General features: G+C 57.6%; 19 protein-coding genes and 1 pseudogene. 16 read left to right on the top strand and 4 right to left on the bottom strand.

Going from position 1 to position 17097, the window contains the following annotated elements:
• Positions 1-75 precede the first annotated feature (75 nt).
• Positions 76-234 carry a DUF982 domain-containing protein gene (locus tag RHE_RS27090; protein ID WP_244425840.1) on the bottom strand — a complete coding sequence of 53 codons (159 nt, stop codon included), beginning with the start codon at positions 232-234 and terminating at the stop codon, positions 76-78.
• Between the two features lie 730 nt (positions 235-964).
• Between RHE_RS27090 and RHE_RS32310 the strand changes: the two genes are divergently transcribed.
• The 15 genes from RHE_RS32310 (at position 965) to RHE_RS27165 (ending at position 13746) form a co-directional block, all read left to right on the top strand.
• A complete protein-coding gene (locus RHE_RS32310; protein ID WP_166486955.1) occupies positions 965-1306 on the top strand; it encodes a hypothetical protein in 342 nt (113 codons plus the stop codon).
• A 998-nt stretch (positions 1307-2304) separates the two neighbouring features.
• Positions 2305-2502: a hypothetical protein gene (locus RHE_RS27095; protein ID WP_042119976.1), complete on the top strand. Its 198-nt coding sequence runs from the start codon at positions 2305-2307 to the stop codon at positions 2500-2502.
• 65 nt (positions 2503-2567) lie between these two features.
• Positions 2568-2870 carry a hypothetical protein gene (locus tag RHE_RS27100; protein WP_011428437.1) on the top strand — a complete coding sequence of 101 codons (303 nt, stop codon included), beginning with the start codon at positions 2568-2570 and terminating at the stop codon, positions 2868-2870.
• 164 nt (positions 2871-3034) lie between these two features.
• Positions 3035-3244, top strand: a complete 210-nt coding sequence (locus RHE_RS27105; RefSeq protein ID WP_011428438.1) for a cold-shock protein — start codon at positions 3035-3037, stop codon at positions 3242-3244.
• 172 nt (positions 3245-3416) lie between these two features.
• Entirely contained in the window at positions 3417-3797 is a 381-nt protein-coding gene (locus RHE_RS27110; RefSeq protein WP_042119977.1) for a DUF6481 family protein, read from the top strand.
• Between the two features lie 67 nt (positions 3798-3864).
• On the top strand, positions 3865-4929 hold the full coding sequence (locus RHE_RS27115) for a fatty acid desaturase (protein WP_011428440.1): 1065 nt from the start codon (positions 3865-3867) through the stop codon (positions 4927-4929).
• A gap of 20 nt (positions 4930-4949) precedes the next feature.
• Positions 4950-5279, top strand: a complete 330-nt coding sequence (locus RHE_RS27120) for a hypothetical protein (protein WP_011428441.1) — start codon at positions 4950-4952, stop codon at positions 5277-5279.
• A 282-nt stretch (positions 5280-5561) separates the two neighbouring features.
• Positions 5562-6848 (top strand): SDR family oxidoreductase, encoded by a 1287-nt coding sequence (locus RHE_RS27125; protein ID WP_042119978.1) that lies wholly within the window; start codon positions 5562-5564, stop codon positions 6846-6848.
• Positions 6845-7312, top strand: coding sequence for a DUF2269 family protein (locus RHE_RS27130; RefSeq protein ID WP_020919963.1), 468 nt, complete (start codon positions 6845-6847; stop codon positions 7310-7312). The genes RHE_RS27125 and RHE_RS27130 overlap by 4 nt, the downstream gene beginning before the upstream one ends.
• A gap of 400 nt (positions 7313-7712) precedes the next feature.
• Positions 7713-7973, top strand: coding sequence for a DUF982 domain-containing protein (locus RHE_RS27135; RefSeq protein ID WP_042119979.1), 261 nt, complete (start codon positions 7713-7715; stop codon positions 7971-7973).
• Complete coding sequence (locus tag RHE_RS27140; RefSeq protein ID WP_016736089.1) at positions 7970-8188, top strand: hypothetical protein; 219 nt, start codon at positions 7970-7972, stop codon at positions 8186-8188. Before RHE_RS27135 ends, RHE_RS27140 begins: the two co-directional genes overlap by 4 nt.
• A gap of 327 nt (positions 8189-8515) precedes the next feature.
• Complete coding sequence (locus tag RHE_RS27145) at positions 8516-9421, top strand: NAD(P)/FAD-dependent oxidoreductase (protein WP_011428445.1); 906 nt, start codon at positions 8516-8518, stop codon at positions 9419-9421.
• A 195-nt stretch (positions 9422-9616) separates the two neighbouring features.
• Positions 9617-10165: a DUF1003 domain-containing protein gene (locus RHE_RS27150; protein ID WP_011428446.1), complete on the top strand. Its 549-nt coding sequence runs from the start codon at positions 9617-9619 to the stop codon at positions 10163-10165.
• Between the two features lie 639 nt (positions 10166-10804).
• The gene (locus tag RHE_RS27160; RefSeq protein ID WP_011428448.1) at positions 10805-11743 is read left to right on the top strand and encodes a sialate O-acetylesterase; all 939 of its coding nucleotides are present in this window, start codon (positions 10805-10807) and stop codon (positions 11741-11743) included.
• Between the two features lie 380 nt (positions 11744-12123).
• Positions 12124-13746 carry a putative bifunctional diguanylate cyclase/phosphodiesterase gene (locus tag RHE_RS27165; protein ID WP_011428449.1) on the top strand — a complete coding sequence of 541 codons (1623 nt, stop codon included), beginning with the start codon at positions 12124-12126 and terminating at the stop codon, positions 13744-13746.
• Positions 13747-14533: 787 nt separating this feature from the next.
• Here RHE_RS27165 and RHE_RS27170 read toward each other — a convergent pair.
• Positions 14534-15283 (bottom strand): SDR family oxidoreductase, encoded by a 750-nt coding sequence (locus RHE_RS27170; RefSeq protein ID WP_011428450.1) that lies wholly within the window; start codon positions 15281-15283, stop codon positions 14534-14536.
• Positions 15284-15687: 404 nt separating this feature from the next.
• Here RHE_RS27170 and RHE_RS35015 point away from each other — a divergent pair.
• Positions 15688-15785, top strand: a pseudogene (locus tag RHE_RS35015) (short-chain dehydrogenase); the annotation flags it as partial.
• Positions 15786-16072: 287 nt separating this feature from the next.
• On the opposite strand, the gene RHE_RS27175 reads toward RHE_RS35015, so the two are convergent.
• Together RHE_RS27175 and RHE_RS27180 are read right to left on the bottom strand one after the other, a co-directional pair.
• Positions 16073-16288: a tautomerase family protein gene (locus RHE_RS27175; RefSeq protein WP_011428451.1), complete on the bottom strand. Its 216-nt coding sequence runs from the start codon at positions 16286-16288 to the stop codon at positions 16073-16075.
• Between the two features lie 28 nt (positions 16289-16316).
• Entirely contained in the window at positions 16317-17057 is a 741-nt protein-coding gene (locus tag RHE_RS27180; RefSeq protein WP_011428452.1) for an SDR family oxidoreductase, read from the bottom strand.
• Positions 17058-17097: the final 40 nt, after the last annotated feature.

A 17097-nucleotide genomic window follows, 5' to 3' on the forward strand; every position in this document is an offset into this window, starting at 1 on the left:
TGACCTGCCTCGGACGCCGCATCCAGGTTGTTCTGACCGAAGACGAGGAAATTGGCAGTCCTTTTAAGTAAAGAGCTAGGCGATCCGAACCACGACTCGCGCGTCAAAAGCTGCTGCAAGGAATGCGGACTGGGCTTCCCCTGCGGTTACTATGCCCTCTACCGTGCCCGCACACGCCTCCATTGCCATGAAGAAAGCGCTACCGCTCGTCACCGGCCAATTCTTAAAAAGCATGTCAAGGGCTTCATCTGCGGACGCAATGGTATGCCGCACCTGATTGCGTTCAACCACTAAGAGCAGCCACGCCGATGTCGACACACAGTCTCCGATTCCTCATTTGAGAAATGATGGATCTCACAGTTAGCCGGAGTACGACATGAGGGTGAAACGTTCCTCACCCGTGCAATCCACGCCCCCAACCACCACCTTGACGCGTTGTTCCATCTATCGCCTCATACACTGGGAGGACCGATAACTACGGTTTGTCGGAGGTTACCGAACAGGCCCTCCCTGAATGGAGGCGCGTGTCCGCTCAAAGCTTGGCGGAGACTTCGACGAAATTGGCTCGCCAAAACACCTTTCCAGCTCCCTGGAAAGGTCGTCGGCGGAGGTCATCCCATATTGGAAACGTTGGATAAGCAATTTCGCTGCCGCGCTGTATCGCTCAGGATGGGCGACGCTTCTGGCTGAATTGTATCCAGCCGAATCCAAAACGCCTCGCAGCATTGAGAGGTCTCTGGAATTTAAGATATGGACGTGTTCGGAAGACATTTCCGGTCCTCCTTCAATTTGGGGCGAGGGCTCTGAGCCCTGATGCAGCAGCGCCCGTAACATTGGCTGCTGACGAAGTGACCATGCCTGAGCGCGGCTCCGGATGCAATGTGAAACACGCAATTTCAATTTTTATAAGATATCTATAACAAAACCGAAAATTGCGGTTGCGTTTCCTGCAGCGAGTGCCTACATGGCATCCATCGGCATCGCTGATGAGCGCTGGAAAACATCTGTCGCTCGCAATTGCCGCAATCGCTTTCTGCTTTTGACCACGGATGTACTGGCACTGGTACGGCAGCGATGTGAGGAAGGTCGGCGCGGTCTCGCCCCGGCCTTTTTTGTTGGCCGGCCCGCTGGCCGAGAACTTCGTTTAAACACAATGGCGGCCCACGTTGCCACACCGAGTTTGCTAGTCGAGCTTCGTTTCGCGCCGATTGGCGTCAAGCAAACCTTTTCTCTCAAAATCGAACTTCGGTCTTCCGGGCGCCGTCCGGCAGCGATCACTCATACGACGAAAAGGAATCGAAAATGAGCAAAACCAATGCGGCTGAGATCCGGCGCAGAACCGAACGCCAGGTTGCGAACACGAGCGGTGGCGGGCACTTGGGGGGAACAAACTTCGGGCAAGCTGCCGACGCCAAGACCGCAGGCGGAACAGGTGCCAAATCCCGTCCTAGTGGTGGACGCAAATAGACGTCTGATAGTAGCAACTCGGAAGGCTCGCTTTGAGAAGCTGAAAGCGAGCCCGCTTTTCAAAGCAGCCAACTGTAATTCCTGCGGTATCGCCTTCGCCGCGGCAAAGTCCTTAGCACCGCGCTTTTATACGCTGAATGCAGGGGGATGGTCATCATCAGGGCCAGCGCCCTGTAATATGATTGGCGCATAAGTTGTCTCCAAAGGCCTGCATCTGCGATCTCCTGGTCCTAATTCAAAGATATAACGCTGATGGGCAGTAAAGAGGGAAGGACAGATACCGTGCGACGCTACCAGAGCCTTCGCTTTTTCTCGGGAGCTTTCTCAGGAAAAAAGCGCCGGCCCACAACTCACGACCGACAGGTGACGAGCCATGAAGCTGTCCTCTGTTGCGGACCATGAGAAAGGTCCTGTGGACTTTCCGATTGCCTGGTTTGCGCTTGCTTTCGCCGTTGGCGTTCAGGAGCATTTTCTGGAAGTAGAGCAGGAAGCAGGCATGCGAGGACCGGGACGTCGTCGCGTCCTCCTCTTGTCGGGGTTAGGGCGCGCTCTTGTCCCTCAGGCGGCAGCGCCCTGACCAGTTGCAGCCGACATCGCACCCTGGACTTCATTTCCGCCTTTGGCAAGCAAGCTTTTGCTATTCATGTGGTGCCTTGAATGAGGCTGATTAAAGCGTTACATACAGGGCACGTTTTCAGCCTTTCGGCTACCTGATCCTCCCGGCTGCGTCGGTTGCTTGGCAAACCCTGATTTTGCGAACGTTGCGAACTCCGCCATACTGGCTGGAGCGGTTTGTTCCCGATGTATTCGTCCACCAGCCACCCTGAGGATGCCATAATGACCAACACCACCCGCCATGCCGCCGAAAGCATGTTCAAGCGCTCCAAGCCAGAACAGGGATCGGATGCAGCAAAGCTGCAGGATTTCCTCAGCAGGCAAGTTCCCCGGAGGCGAGCGATGAAGCTTGCCGAGATGCAGCAGCGTCTCGATAAACGGACTGCTGGAACGGTTGGACTGACTTCATTTTTCCGTTGATACCGCAAGATGGGAGGGCAAAGATCGACGTCCTCGACGATCGCTCACGCCGCAAGGATTAGGTTATGACCGTTTTCGACTATAATGCCGGCGCGGGGCTTTACCCGTGCAAGACAATCAACAGAAGAGGTAGCCTCGGCTACAAGAGGTTCGATTCCGTCGCCGAAGCTCTTCGCTTTGCGATCGAGGACATGCCGGCTTCTCTCCTTCGTGGATCCGTGCTCGAAGTCGAGGAGGCGCGCTTCGATGGTTTGCAGATGCGCAAACTCTATGAAGCCGACGCTTATCCGCTGACGCGCCGACCTGAAACGCATCACGTGATTGCCCGCAAAAGTGGAAATTGCGAGAAGCTGAAAACAAAAGGTTGACGGGGAAGGATCTCCAGTCTATCCCTGCAGATATCGATACTTTGTTTGCCGATATTTGCTTGGCTGCGCTCTGCGCCTCTTGATCAACTCTCCCTTCAAAAGTCGAAACACCGCCGCGCGCCGCTCGGCGGGCAATTAAATGTATGCCGATGAAAGGGTTTATCATGACCATTGGCACAGTAAAATGGTTCAACTCCACCAAAGGCTTCGGCTTCATACAACCTGACGACGGGAGTGCCGACGTCTTCGTTCACATCTCTGCCGTTGAACGCGCGGGAATGAGTTCAATCGCTGAAGGTCAGAAGCTCGGCTTTCAATTGGAGCATGACCGTAAGTCCGGCAAAATGTCTGCGGGCCAGCTCCAAGCGGCCTAAAAAGCTCCTGTAGCAGCTGCGACCACGGACGTACTGGCGTGGCTGGCAAGGTCAGTTGAAGGCCAGGCAGATGTCTGGCCTTTTTCATTCAAGAAGACCGAACAGCGCCCGCCGCTCGTACCGAGACTTGAAGCGCAGCGGCCCGCGCTATCCTGTTGGGCAAGGACATCGATTGAAACACCCAAGTGACAACAGCTTTTCAGAACGTCGTAAGTCCGCTGAAAGCGCCAGACGTCAGCTAATTGCAAAATTTGAGTCGGCTCCAAAGCCGACAGACCCTGTAATGCAAGAACGCTTGGCGGCGCGCGAAGCAGTTGCTTCGGCCAGGACCGCGCGTCGCGCCGAGCGCGATGCGATGAAGGCGGTGGAAAATGACCGCCTCCTTCGGGAAGCTGCCGCATTAGCCGAGGTTGCCGAGGCTCATCACAGAGCAGAGGCGGAGGCTCGCCAATTGGAAGCCAATAACCGAATCGCACGTGTCGTCGCCGATGAAGCGGCACGCAAGGCCGAGCGCGACCGGCGCTATGCCGCGCGTAAGGCTCGTCGCGCTTGACGGCCGGAACATCCGACCGTGGCTCCCGCAAATTTGCATCGTCGTCCAAAAGGAAATCAGAAAACCTATGAGAAGCCAAGCCGGCCAGTTGCACGAGCCGTTTGAAGACTCCGCCGGTGCGTGGCTGAAGATCCTCGCGAAATACCGGCAACCGAGCTTTTGGCGCAGCGCGTTCGAGTTGTCTGTGACAGCTGTCCCGTTCGCGCTGCTATGGGTCGGCGCGTATGCCTCTTTGCTGCAAGACTTTTGGCCCGGCTACATACTGATCCTGCCAGCCGCCGCCTTCCTGCTCCGGTTATTCATGATCCAGCACGATTGCGGGCACGGTTCATTCTTCGCCCGGCGAAAGCTGGATACGTGGACAGGAAGGGCACTCGGCGTTTTGACACTAACGCCTTACGATTATTGGCGGCAAACACATGCCGAACATCATGCATCTGCTGGCAATCTTGATAAGCGTGGCATCGGCGACATCACGACCTTGACGCTCGAGGAATACCGCGCCCGTTCTCGAACCGGGCGACTCGCCTACCGACTTTACAGGCATCCGATCGTCATGTTTGGCATTGGACCCGCCTGGCTCTTTATCTTCAAGCAACGCCTGCCGATCGGGATGATGCAAGCGGGAGCCCTGCCTTGGGTTTCCACGATGGCCACGAATGTAGCGATCGCGATCGTAGGCGGCCTGGTAATATGGGCGATTGGACCTATCCCCTTCCTGCTGGTTCATCTGCCCGTCGTTCTGCTGGCAGGGGCAGCCGGCGTCTGGCTATTTTATGTCCAACATCAGTTCGAGGAAACGCACTGGTCGAAGACCGGAGAATGGAAATTTCCGCAGGCCGCTCTTCACGGCGCGTCACATTACGATCTTCCGCTCGTGCTTCGATGGCTGACCGGGAATATCGGTATCCACCATATCCACCATCTTTCAAGCCGCATTCCGTATTACCGGCTTCCGGAAGTCCTGCGCAATCACCCCGAGTTGGTGGCCATTGGCCGCGTCACCCTTTGGCAAAGCCTCGAATGTGTCCGGCTTGCTTTATGGGATGAACAGAGCGGCAGGCTCATCTCCTTCCGCGAGGCCGAGAGCCTCGGCCCGTCGATATCTGACCGCTTTATGCGGTTCGTTTGAATAGCATGTTAGGATCCAAGATGATTGCCACCGCTAAAATAAGTCCCAATACGGCCGCTTTGAGGGTCACTTTGACGCCTCCCCAGATCAGAGGCCTGAAACTTGCAAGGGATGGGGACCTGTACCTTCAGGAGAGCAAGAAGTGGACGCATCTCGATGCGACGATTACCTTCGCCAAAGCCGATCGCTTTCAGGAGCGGCCGATCAAAATCAAGTTCGTGACAACGGCGACAGTAGGCAAATTGAGAACCAGCGGTCTTCTCAAGACCCTCGATACCGGCGCCGACCCAGACATCTCGCCGCACGGCATCACGATGGCCGGAAAGATGTGGCTACTGAAGCATAAATAGACCCAATCAGTTGCAGCGCCGGCGCCGAGAATCAACGGGTCGCCGGTTCGAACTGGTTCAACTGCTCAGGCTTTGTCATTCCAGGCAAGCGCCGTTGTGAGACCGTCTTTCGTGCATCAGTCAAGCCGCCGGCATTGAGCAGACGCGATCTAGGAACTCAAGCACTCGGAATTGCTTGCTTGACGCATTTCAAATGTTATCCAGGCATTGACACGAGGAAGGGCGCTGGAACGAAATCCTGCAAGCACAGGTTCGGGGCTTTTGAGTGCGAAGGTCGTCCGTATGAAAATCCTTGTTACCGGCGCAACAGGACTTGTTGGCAGTGCCGTTTGCGCCCGGCTAGTGGCATGCGGACATGAAATCATCTGTGTGGTGCGTCCTGGAAAACGCCCGGTTGAAGGCACCGGCAGTTGGGTTGAAGTCGATGTGGCCAAAGCAGTGGCGCCGTCTGCCTGGCTGCATCATCTCGAGGGAATGGACGCCGTCGTGAATTGCGCCGGGGCACTGCAGGACGGAGTGACCCACAACATGGCGGGCGTCCACGCGCAGGGACCGGCAGCGCTGTTTCTTGCATGCGAGCAATCCAGTGTACGTCGAGTCATCCATTTCTCGGCAATTGGAGTGAATCGGCAGCAGCCATCGACGTTCTCGCGCACTAAGCTTTCCGGCGAAATGGCCCTGATGGAGACGGATCTCGACTGGGTAATACTGCGTCCGTCCGTGATCCTTGGTGATGCGGCCTTCGGCTCCAGTGCATTGTTTCGCGGACTTGCGGCGCTGCCGTTTCTGCCAGTGATGCCGTCGACCGGGAAACTTCAGGTGGTGCAGCTCGAAGACGTCGCCGAAACCGTCATTCGGCTGCTCGACAAAACGGCCCCGTCGAAAATCTCGTTCGAAATCGTCGGCCCGCAGGTGCTCGAGTTTGAAGAGATTGTGGCGCAATACCGCAGATGGCTTGGCTGGCGTCCGGCCAAGCGTTATCTGCTGCCCCGCCCGCTCGCCAGCCTTCTCTATTGGTTGGGCGATATTGCGGGATTGCTGGGCTGGCGGCCGCCGGTTCGAAGTACGGCCGCAAGGGAGATCGCGCGCGGCGCCGTCGGTGATCCAGGCGAATGGATAGCCGCCACCGGAATCCGGCCATCGTCGTTGGACGATGCCTTGGCACGTCGACCGGTTTCGGTTCAGGAGCGTTGGTTTGCCAAGCTTTACTTCCTGAAGCCCGTCACCTTTGTGCTGCTGCCCCTCTTCTGGATATCGACGGGAATAATCTCGCTGACATCGGGTTTCGAGCAGGGTGTCGAACTGATGATGGGGGGCGGGGCAAGTAGTTTGGCCGCACCAACCGTCATTGCCGGGGCACTTACAGACATCGCGATAGGATGCGCCATCGCCATACGCCGCACTGCGCGATGGGGCCTTTACGCAGCTGTCCTGCTGTCACTCTTCTATGCGGCGGCCGCAACCGCGGTATTGCCGGAGTTATGGAATGAGCCGCTCGGCCCGTTGACAAAGATATGGCCGATCCTTGTGTTGCACCTGGTTGCTCTCGCGATCTTGGAGGAGCGGTGACCTATTTCGTGCTGAAATTCCTGCATATCATCGGCGCCACCGTTCTCCTCGGCACTGGCGCGGGCATCGCCTTTTTCATGTTGGTCGCGCATCGCACCGGCAATGCAAAGACTGTGGCCGCGGTCGCGCGGATCGTGGTCTTTGCGGATTTCGTCTTCACCACAACCGCCGTGATCGCTCAGCCGGTCACCGGCATAGCGCTCGCCTGGCATGTCGGTTATTCCCTTTGGGAGCGCTGGATCGTTTGGTCGATCGTTCTTTATCTCATCACGGGTGCTTTTTGGCTGCCGGTCGTTTGGATACAGATGGAGATGCGCAAGATTGCGAAAGAAGCAGCTGCAAATGGTGAGCCGCTGCCGGCGCTATACCATCGGCTGTTCTGGACCTGGTTCTGTTTTGGCTTTCCGGCCTTTGCTTCAGTGCTGGGAATTCTCTGGCTGATGATCACGCGCCCGGTTGGATAGTCAGGGTGCGCATTTGTTGAAGCTCACCAATGCAATCGCGGTGAGATGCACCTTAAGTCCAACCGTTTATGGGGGTTTGACCCCCTTTTTCGATTTTGCACCTGCGCATGCCTCGGTCCGCCTGTCCGACCGGGAGATGTAGACTGGCCCCGCCTATTCGGCGCCAGCCAGCTCCACCGCCGCCGCACGAACTTGGCGTCATCGCGGACGCCGTCGAAATATGCTCAGATTGCACACTCCAGCGAATCCTTCAGTATCGACGCTCGTGTAAGATCATTAACGATCGCGTCCTTCTCCCTATATTCTCTTCCAAGCTGTCCGATAACGGACCAACCATTGCGGCTTGGGAACTCGGACAGCTGAAGGCGGTTGTCGGGGAAACCTGGCAATGAGGTCTGCAATGGAAAAGGTTATCAACATCGACTTCCATGTCATTTGGAAGCCACCGGTATACGTCCGGATCGGCGACGGCATTCGTGAGCGCATTGAGGGTCCGGACGCGGCGCTTGCGGCGCTTCTCCATCGCTGGCCGTCGACCAATTCTCGTGAGTTCGGCGTCGCCAAGCGCAGATGCGTCGATGCCATCGCTCGTCGTGGAAGTGCCGAGAGAGCCCGCAGGGCGTTCATGGAGGCGGCGCTCGCCGCGAGGGTATTCGCATGACCGTGCTTTCAATCGACGCACCGCACTGGGCGATACTTTTGGGGACGTTGACGCTTACATGCTGGATTGCTGCCGGCCTGGCGGCCGTTCTCGGGACCGCTGAGGAGATCAGGCACGGCAAAGCCGGGGGATTTGCCGGCTATATGACAACGGGCCTCGCTGGGGCCGGCGTTGGCTCCGCACTAGCGATGATCGCCATCTTGATATCCGCGTAACGGGCAAAGGACGCCGGACGCCCTTCGCTTCCGCGGAGCGGTCTCCCTCGTCGATGCGGGCGATGTCAGTTATTCCAACATCGCCTGAGCGGCGGACCAAGCCTTGCCTATTTATGACTGAAGCTCCATGCGTTGAGTTCCGGGGATGGCATCGATCTCGAAGCAAGACGGCCTGATCCGGCATCGGCGCCAGCTTTATAGAGGGAAACCGTTGAGGAACCGACTTAACCGCCCGCGAGCAGCTGTTGGGCGTGCCCAGGGAAATCAGAATGCTCCCCGCTAAGTGGCGCCTTACGACATCTTAAGCGGCGACGGTCTGGAGACACGATGCGCGATTGCATTATCATCGGAGGTGGACCTGCTGGCTTGACTGCGGCCATTTATCTTGCGCGCTATCACCTCTCAACAACCGTATTCGATGACCATAGCAGTCGTGCCGCCACCATTCCGATTTCCCATAACCTCGCAGGGTTCCCGGAGGGCATCAGCGGAAGGGAGCTTCTCGCCAGGATGCGCACACAGCTTCAAAGGTACAAAGTTCAGATCCTGGCTGAGGGCGTTAGCCAGCTTCGGAAGGAGCAGGTCGGCTTTCGAGTTCTCTCCAACAGCGGCAGCATGCGGGCCCGAACAGTCCTTCTCGCCACCGGTGTCACCGACCGCAAGCCACCGATATTGGCCGAACGTCATGACGAGGCTGTTGCAGGCGGCCTTATCCGCTACTGCCCTGTCTGTGACGGGTTCGAGGTGACCGACAAGCGTGTGGCTGTTATCGGTTGCGGATCGAGAGCGTTTGCGGAGGCGCTGTTCCTGCGGAGTTATACGACACACGTGACCATCATCACACCGCAGGAGGAACACGAGCTCTCGGAGATTGAGGTCGATCGGCTGCGGGACTTACAGATCGGCCTCCAGAAAGGTCCGGTAAAGTCCATCGACCCCGGGCGCGATGCAATCAGAGTCGCGACAGCTTCCGGTATCGGCGAGTTTTCGTCTATATACCCGGCGCTTGGATCGGACGCTCGGTCGAAACTGGCAGCTGTGGCCGGTGCAGAATTGTCGGAGAACGGCTGCGTCATCGTCGACAGTCACCAAAGGTCAACCCTACCTGGCCTGTATGCAGCTGGAGATGTGGTCGTTGGCTTGGATCAGATCGGGACCGCGATGGGCCAGGCGGGCATAGCGGCCACCGCGATCCGAAATGATTTGAACGAGGCTAGACCTCTAGCGCGCTAAAGGATGCCGTCGCTGGGCCCCACCCCGCATTTCCGGAAAAGCGTGTGGACCGGGTGAGCCTGAGCCTTGCTCTACGTATTGCTCAGTGCGCAGCAACCTTGCTCTTGGGACCGAGTTAATCATCGAATCGGACTGCACGAGGCGCCTTTTCGGGAAAAGTCGCGGCCAACAGTTTCCATATCTCAGGATTAGGCAATGAATGACGACCATCCGGACCGCAAAAGCCCAACAACACCAGCCGCGGCAGGACTAACACCCGCCTTAACCCGCAACATAGAAGCTATCATGCAGCGCCGCCGGCAGAGCCAGAACGCAGCATCTGCTCAGGAGCGTGCCGCTGCTGCGGTCAGCAAGTTTGCTGGTTCAATGATGTTCGTCTACATTCACATCGTTTTTTATGGCGTCTGGATCATCGCAAATGTGGGTTGGATCCCACAGGTGCCACTCTGGGACCCCTCTCTGGTTATCCTCGCGATGGAGGCGTCGGTCGAGGCGATCTTTCTCTCGACGTTTGTCCTGATCAATCAGAACCGAATGGCTGCACAGGACAATGTCCGCGCCGACCTCGACCTCCAGATCAGCTTATTAAACGAACATGAAACGACACGCCTGATTGCGATGGTCGAAGCCATTGCAAAGAAACTTGAAGTTCCGACCGAGGCCCATGAGGTCGAAGAGCTAAAGAAAGACATTGCGCCGGAAGCAGTGCTGGATCGCATCCAGGCGGAAGGGGAAGACAAGTAGAAGTGTTCGTGTTGGCTGCGAAGTGGGACTCCCGGGCTGATGTTAGCGGGATCCGCGGGCCTTGTGGCCGGCCGGTTCGCTATCGAGCTCGTCAACTCACTTCTGCCACCTGACCTGCAAGGCGTTCAGGGCGGCGACAAGATCACTCTGTCACCCTTCTTATCATTCGACGCCGATGGCGTTGCAGGCTCTCTGCGCGCGCAGCAGTCCGACGTGGCCTTCGGCCCCCGGCGCCTTCCGACGGTTCGCCAACGGCGGTCGGCCGTTCTGCCCAAGTGCAGCAACACCGAAGCGTACGGCATCCCTCGCCGGCGACTCCGCCGCTGCGGCGACCGCTTGCGCGAACTCTCGGTCACCTGTGTCCCACTCACTCATACTCCACGAGGCTGCATAGAAGGCACGATCTCTCACCTATCCGGATGATTGCCGTTACAGGTTTAGTTTGTAGTAATACTAGGTTTCTGACCAATCTTGGGAAGAGTGTCGTTGATTATGGCTAGATCTTCTCGAAAAAATATCTTTTAAAAGGGCGTGCCAGAGTAAGCAGATGTGGCTGGTATAAAGGAACCGTCATGGCTGGAGCAGCCTTGGTCGGTCCGTGGGCTTCATGTCGTCGGATGATGTTTAAAGGGTAACGACATGCGCAAAACAATGGCCGCCGGCCTGGCCGCCTTGATCGCCTTCTATGTTCTCGGCGGCATGAGCGCGAGACATGAGATCTTTCCCTGGCCACAACTTTCCGCGCTGAAGAAAATGATTGGCCCAGAGAAGGAGGCGGCTTCAAGCCGTTATACCTTCGACGACAAGGAACGACTCATCGCAGATGAATCAAAAACCGCGGTGACCTGCCCGACCCAAACTGATCGAACTGCTGTCCTACTCATTCTTGGCCAATCGAACGCGGCCAACTACGGTGGACAACGGCACCAGTCAGATTATGGCGCTCGCATTGTAAACGCCTTTGACAAACGGTGCTTCATCGCGGCGTCGCCACTTCTTGGATCGACTAATACCAAGGGAGAGTATTGGACGCTTCTTGCGAACAAATTGATCGGATCGGGACAAAATGACAGCGTCATCCTCGCACCTCTCGCATATGGCGGTTCAGAGGTCGCACGATGGGCGGCAGGCGGTGACCTCAATCCTGTGCTGGTCGACACAATGAAACAGCTTCAGGATTCCGGTTATCGGATAACGAGCGTCCTCTGGGTGCAGGGAGAGGCGGACCTCGTCATGGGCACCACTTCCGAGGCCTACCAGAAACATTTCATGTCAATGGTTGACACATTGCGTCAGCACGGCGTCGAAGCACCCGTTTACATTTCGATCGCATCGAAATGCCTGGAACCGAGCAATGGCGGCTTCAAGGAGCATATTCCGGACAATGCGATCGTACGGGCGCAACTGGCCCTGTCAAAAAGCGGTCACGGTATCCGAGAGGGCGTCAATTCTGACGCGTTACTCGATGGAGATGACCGCTACGACGATTGCCATATCGGGGGCTCAGGCGCGGAGAAAGTGTCGCAGGCCTGGCTGAACCTTCTGCGTGGCGAGAGCCACCTGGAAAGCTCGCGATAGTCTTCAGTGATTTCACCCCCAGATCCGCGCGAGGCTTCCTGCAGTACCGGGCGCTGGACATCATTCCCTGCTTAGGCGCTGCCAATAATGCTTCTCGTTCTGCCTCGGCCTTTCTTTGCGCAGCACTGTCTCTAAACCTCAGGCCGCCTTCTGCAAAACCACTCTGTTTCGGCGTTGTTTCTCGGCCAGATAAAGCGGTTTGTCCGCGTTCTCGACGAGCTCGGAAGGCGACCCAAAGGGGTTGGCCAAATGGCTCGAGCAAGACACTTGCAAGCTGTATTTCTGTTAATCAACGAGGTAAGATTGAACATCGCCACCGGCATGTTAGGTTCACACATGACACAACGAGTTGGGGATGAAAGATCCAACACGGAGCGCCCATGTCCGGTCAACCTGATGAGCTCGTCTCGTTTTATGGCAATAGCCTAAAATTAGCGAAATGCTCTCTGGCGGTTTCGAAGGCCTACAAGACCGCAGCGGCGCCGGGTGCGACCCTTTGGGATCTATATCCGGAGCTTGACCCCGACCACAGATCGATGATCGAAACCGTGCTTGCCGGCGGCCTGCCGCGCAACATCGCGATCGGCGGTTCTCCCGGCAAGAGCCGCAGTCTCCTGGTTTTCGCTACTGACCGGGGCCTTGGAATCATCGAGACGCACGATGCAAGAGCGAATTCTGAGGCGTCGACCGGGGAGGCCGATCGCGCTCTCCTTCTTCATCAGGCCAGCCATGACGTTCTGACGGGACTGGCAAACCGCCGCCAGTTCACCAGCGATCTCGAGATAAGCTTTCCCGTGCCGAAGGGTCAAAAGCTGGCGCTGATGCTGCTGGATCTGGATGACTTCAAACCGGTCAACGACACACTTGGGCACGGCGCCGGCGACACGGTGCTCAAGATGACGGCGGAACGTATCCAGGCCGTGCTTCGCAACGGCGAGACAGCTTACAGACTTGCGGGCGACGAATTCGCCGTCATTCAGCGGGGTCAGGAGCCTGCGGAGGCCGAAGATTTGGCTGGTTCCCTGGTCCGCGCGTTCAAAGAGCCATTCACCATCGACGGGATCGATGTATTTGTCGGCGCCAGCGTCGGAATTGCCATTGCGCCGACCGATGGCAATGACGGCGAACAATTGATGAAGGCAGCCGACATCGCACTCTATGCTGCCAAGAACGACGGACGCGGCCGGGCGAGAATGTTCAACCGCTCGATGATGATCATGCTGGAGCAGCGTGAGACGCTGAGGCGCAGTTTGCGTGTGGCCCTCAAGGAGCGGCAGTTTTTCATCGAGTATCAGCCGCTGGTGGAGCTATCGGAGGGGATCGTCGGCTTCGAGGCGTTGCTGCGTTGGCGTCACCCGTATGCCGGAGTGGTTCCGCCGAGTGTTTTCATCCCGATGGCCGAAGCCGACGGTCTCATGGGAGATATTGGAGCGTGGGTTCTTGAACAGGCGTGCCGCGAGGCGTCGACGTGGCCTTCGCATTTCATCGTGGCGGTCAATTTATCGCCGGCTGAATTCCTGCGCCGCAGCTTCACCGATCGCGTATCCGGAATTCTTGACGCGGCCGAGTTTCCTGCCGAAAGGTTGGAGATCGAAATAACCGAAACCGTCCTGCTTGAACGCACCACCAAAAATCTCGACATACTCCATACCCTGGAGGTCCTGGGCGTTCGAATTGCACTGGACGACTTTGGCACCCGCTATTCATCGCTCAGCTATTTACAGAGCTTTCCGTTCGATACGATCAAGATCGACCGGCACTTCATCAAAGACGTCGAGACTAATCCGAAGAGTCAGACCATCGTGCGTTTCGTCATCGGCCTTGCGCACGGGCTGGGGATGCGGATTACGGCCGAAGGCGTCGAAACGGCCGGCCAGGCGACGTGGCTTAGAAGAGAAAAATGCGATCGACTGCAGGGACATCTTTTGGGCGCCCCGATGTCCTCCGAAGCCATCGGCGATTTCCTGCGTCAGGGGTCGTTCGCGACAGGTTGGATAAGCTAGTCTGATGAAGCGCCGACGACGTCTCGCAGCGGCAGGCTTCCGAGCTAAGCGGCGGAACGTCTCCTCCTCCGATTGTCCTTCCCTTCGCCCATCGCCGTCACGCCGCTGGAAAGCTCTTCCGCAACTCGATGCCCTGGTATTTTCGCTCACGCAAATGCAGCGATGACGCCGTAAGCCAAAGCGGTAGTCGCCGCCAAGGCCAGGATTGAAAGCCCGGCGCCGATCAATGCAATCAGGCCGTCACGCCATCAGCGCGACCGCGATGACGAACACAGCGAAAGGCCGGTAACAAATTCCCGAAATGCCGCCGCCGGCAGAAATGATCTGACGGGAGCCATCCACCTGTTCGAAACAGCCATCGCCACTTCATTAGTAATACAATTTTTGGGAACCAAATTCCGGCGCCTCCGTTTCGGCTGAATGAGATCGGAACTGAACAAGTCCGCAGTGCTGCGGTTTAAGCCAATTGGATCCCACCCGGAGATGAGGCGGTATTTGGATGCCCTTCCGGATTTTGAGCCTCCTATGGATTCCAACGAGTTGTTCGGAGACCTGCTAAAATTGCTTGATGCCGCAGACGACGACGCGCGGCGGCGCTCAAAACACCAAAATTGACGAAGTTGGTCCCGCGAGCAAACGCCGGCGGCGCCTATTTTCGGCCTCGAAGCGAGGCGCTTCTGAATGACCTCGCTGGAAGCGAGTTTATGCCTTCCTTGGATCCTGTCACCAGAGCTATCTTCCTTTAAGGTCGATCTGCATATTCTGGTCCTGAGAGGTTGGACCTCTATTAGAGGTTACTCATGCCGCCGTCGATGACGAGCTCGCTGCCGACGATAAAGGACGCCTCGTCCGATGCAAAGAACACCACGGTCTTCGCCACTTCTGACACGTCACCAAAACGGCCGGCCGGGATCTGGTTCTGCACACCTTCGGCCATAGCCTTCATATCGGCTTCCGACATGCCGAGCTTTCCGTACAGCGGGGTTGCGATCGGGCCCGGGCTAATGGCGTTGACGCGGATGCCGCGCCCCACCAGTTCACCCGACAGCGTTTTCGCCAGTGTTAGAAGCGCGCCCTTTGTCAGCGAATAGACGCTGGAGTTCGGCATGCCGATGTGCGCGTTGATCGACGTGTTCAGCACGATCGAGGCACCCTTTGAAAGGACAGGCAGGAGAGCTTGGATCAGGAAATAGGGGCCTTTCACGTTCGTCGCAAACGACTTGTCGAAATCGTCCTCCGACCAGCTCTCAACTGGGCCGAATTGAGCGACGCCAGCGTTTACAAATAGGACGTCGAGCTGACCGAAAGCTTCCTTCACCTGGTTTACCACGTCTTTCTGGGCGGCAACGTCGCCTGCGTCTGACTGGATGACGATCACGTTCTCGCCAAGTTCCTTGCGCGCCTTCTCAACACTGGCCGCGCTGCTGCCTGTCACAGCGACCCGAGCGCCTTCGGCGACGAATTGGCGTGCGGTTTCAAGCCCGATGCCGCTGGTGCCGCCGGTAATGAGGGCGGTCTTGTTTGCAAGTCTGGACATCATAACTTCCTTTGCTTTTGTTGAGGCGGCCTCGATGCCGGGGTTGATGACAATCATGTACTGCAGAAGCTCTGTTCGAATTAGTAGGCACAAAGCATTTCTGTTGTTCGGCGATGCCGAACGCTGCAGGCATGACAGGAACTTGAGTCAACCCGGCTCAAGTAGAGAGCCAATGACTGACCATTGCTGCTTTATCGATTATGGAGAACACCTCGGCAATCTTGCCCTTCCTCAGATGTAAATAGCGTCCTCGTGGAAGACGACGCGCCTGCGGTTGACAGCAAGGCCTGGAAACTCATTGAAAGGCGTGCAGTCAAATCGGATTCGGGACGCTAGATGACGTTCGTTGGCTACGACGAAGGTCCGCCGCTATTCTCGATCGAGGGCGGCGGCACGATGAGGCGCGGGCGGAGGATGTCGCCGACCTCATCGTTTTCCTCGCATTGATGCGCGCTGGACGACCGGCCAGAAGATCGATGCAACAGGTGGTGCCCGGATCTAATCGAGTCCAAGGCACCGCTATGGGTCCGGCCGTTCGCATTAGGCGTGGGCGGGCTCCTGACGGATGCCGGTAACACCAGCCAGGAATGCGCTCGCCGAGCTTGTCCTGGCGTTCTCCCGCGCCTCCAACCGCGAGTCTGCTTCGCGGAGATTGGATGAGGTGCTTAATTCCGGGCCTCCGGGAACATGTCCGGCAGGCAGGTCACGCTCCTCGCGTCTTCTGACCGGCACCCCCGGTAGGGCGAGCTGGTGCGGAACCTCCGCACCAGCTTCCGATCACGTTCGGAATTAATTTTCTTTCGCGCGATAGGTACCCGGAAGGATGAAAATCTCGTCCGCGCGCCCGTATCCGCCGTCCTTTACTTCCTCGATCAGCACCATTGTGTGTGGCCGTGCCGCCTCCGAGAAATACTCCACCAGCATGTCGGTGGCTCTGTGCACGATTTCTTCCTTCTGGGAGCGGCTGAGCGCGCCTTCAGGGGTCTTTATGTTAACGAATGGCATAGGACTCTCCTTTCTTGGGGGTTCTGCTTCAGATCATGCCGCCATTGGCGCGTAGCACCTGACCGTTCACCCAGCCGCCTTCCGGACCGGCAAGGAAGGAAACGACCGAGGCAATGTCGTCCGGTTGGCCTAGGCGCCCCAGCGGAATGGTGCCGACAATTCGCTGGACCAGTTCGTCGGGCTTGCCGGACATGAACAGTTCTGTCTCGACGGGACCGGGCGCGACCGCATTGACGGTTATGCCGCGCCGGCCGAGTTCCTTCGAGGCGACGTGCGTGATCGCCTCGACGGCCGCTTTGCTTGCGGCATAGACACCGTAACTCGGCCCGTAAGCGCCGACGACGCTGGAAGAGAAATTGATGATGCGCCCACCATCGCGGAGCCGACGGGCTGCTTCGCGCACGGCGCGGAATGTCCCTGTGAGGTTTATGGCGATCTGCTGCTCGAAACTCGCGTCGTCCGAATCGGCAATCGGAGCCAGTTTTATGATCCCGGCATTGTTGACCAGGATGTCGGTCCCGCCGAAGCGCTCTTCGGCCGCGGTGAACAGATCGGCAGCCGCGGCCGGACCGCTTATGTCAACCTGCACCGCGAGAGCCTTTCCGCCGGCCAATTCAATGTCTGCGACGACCGCATCAGCCGCCTGAAGGCTGCTTGCGTAATTCACCACGACGGCGACGCCGTCTTGCGCCAGCCGGAGCGCAATGGCTCGGCCGATGCCTTTCGATGCGCCGGTGACGATAGCGACGCGCTGTCCTTTGATGGTCATGTCACCTTTCTCCTATTTTACGGACAGGAGGTATTGCCGG

The sequence above is a fragment of the Rhizobium etli CFN 42 genome (assembly GCF_000092045.1).
Classification (GTDB): Bacteria; Pseudomonadota; Alphaproteobacteria; order Rhizobiales; family Rhizobiaceae; genus Rhizobium; species Rhizobium etli.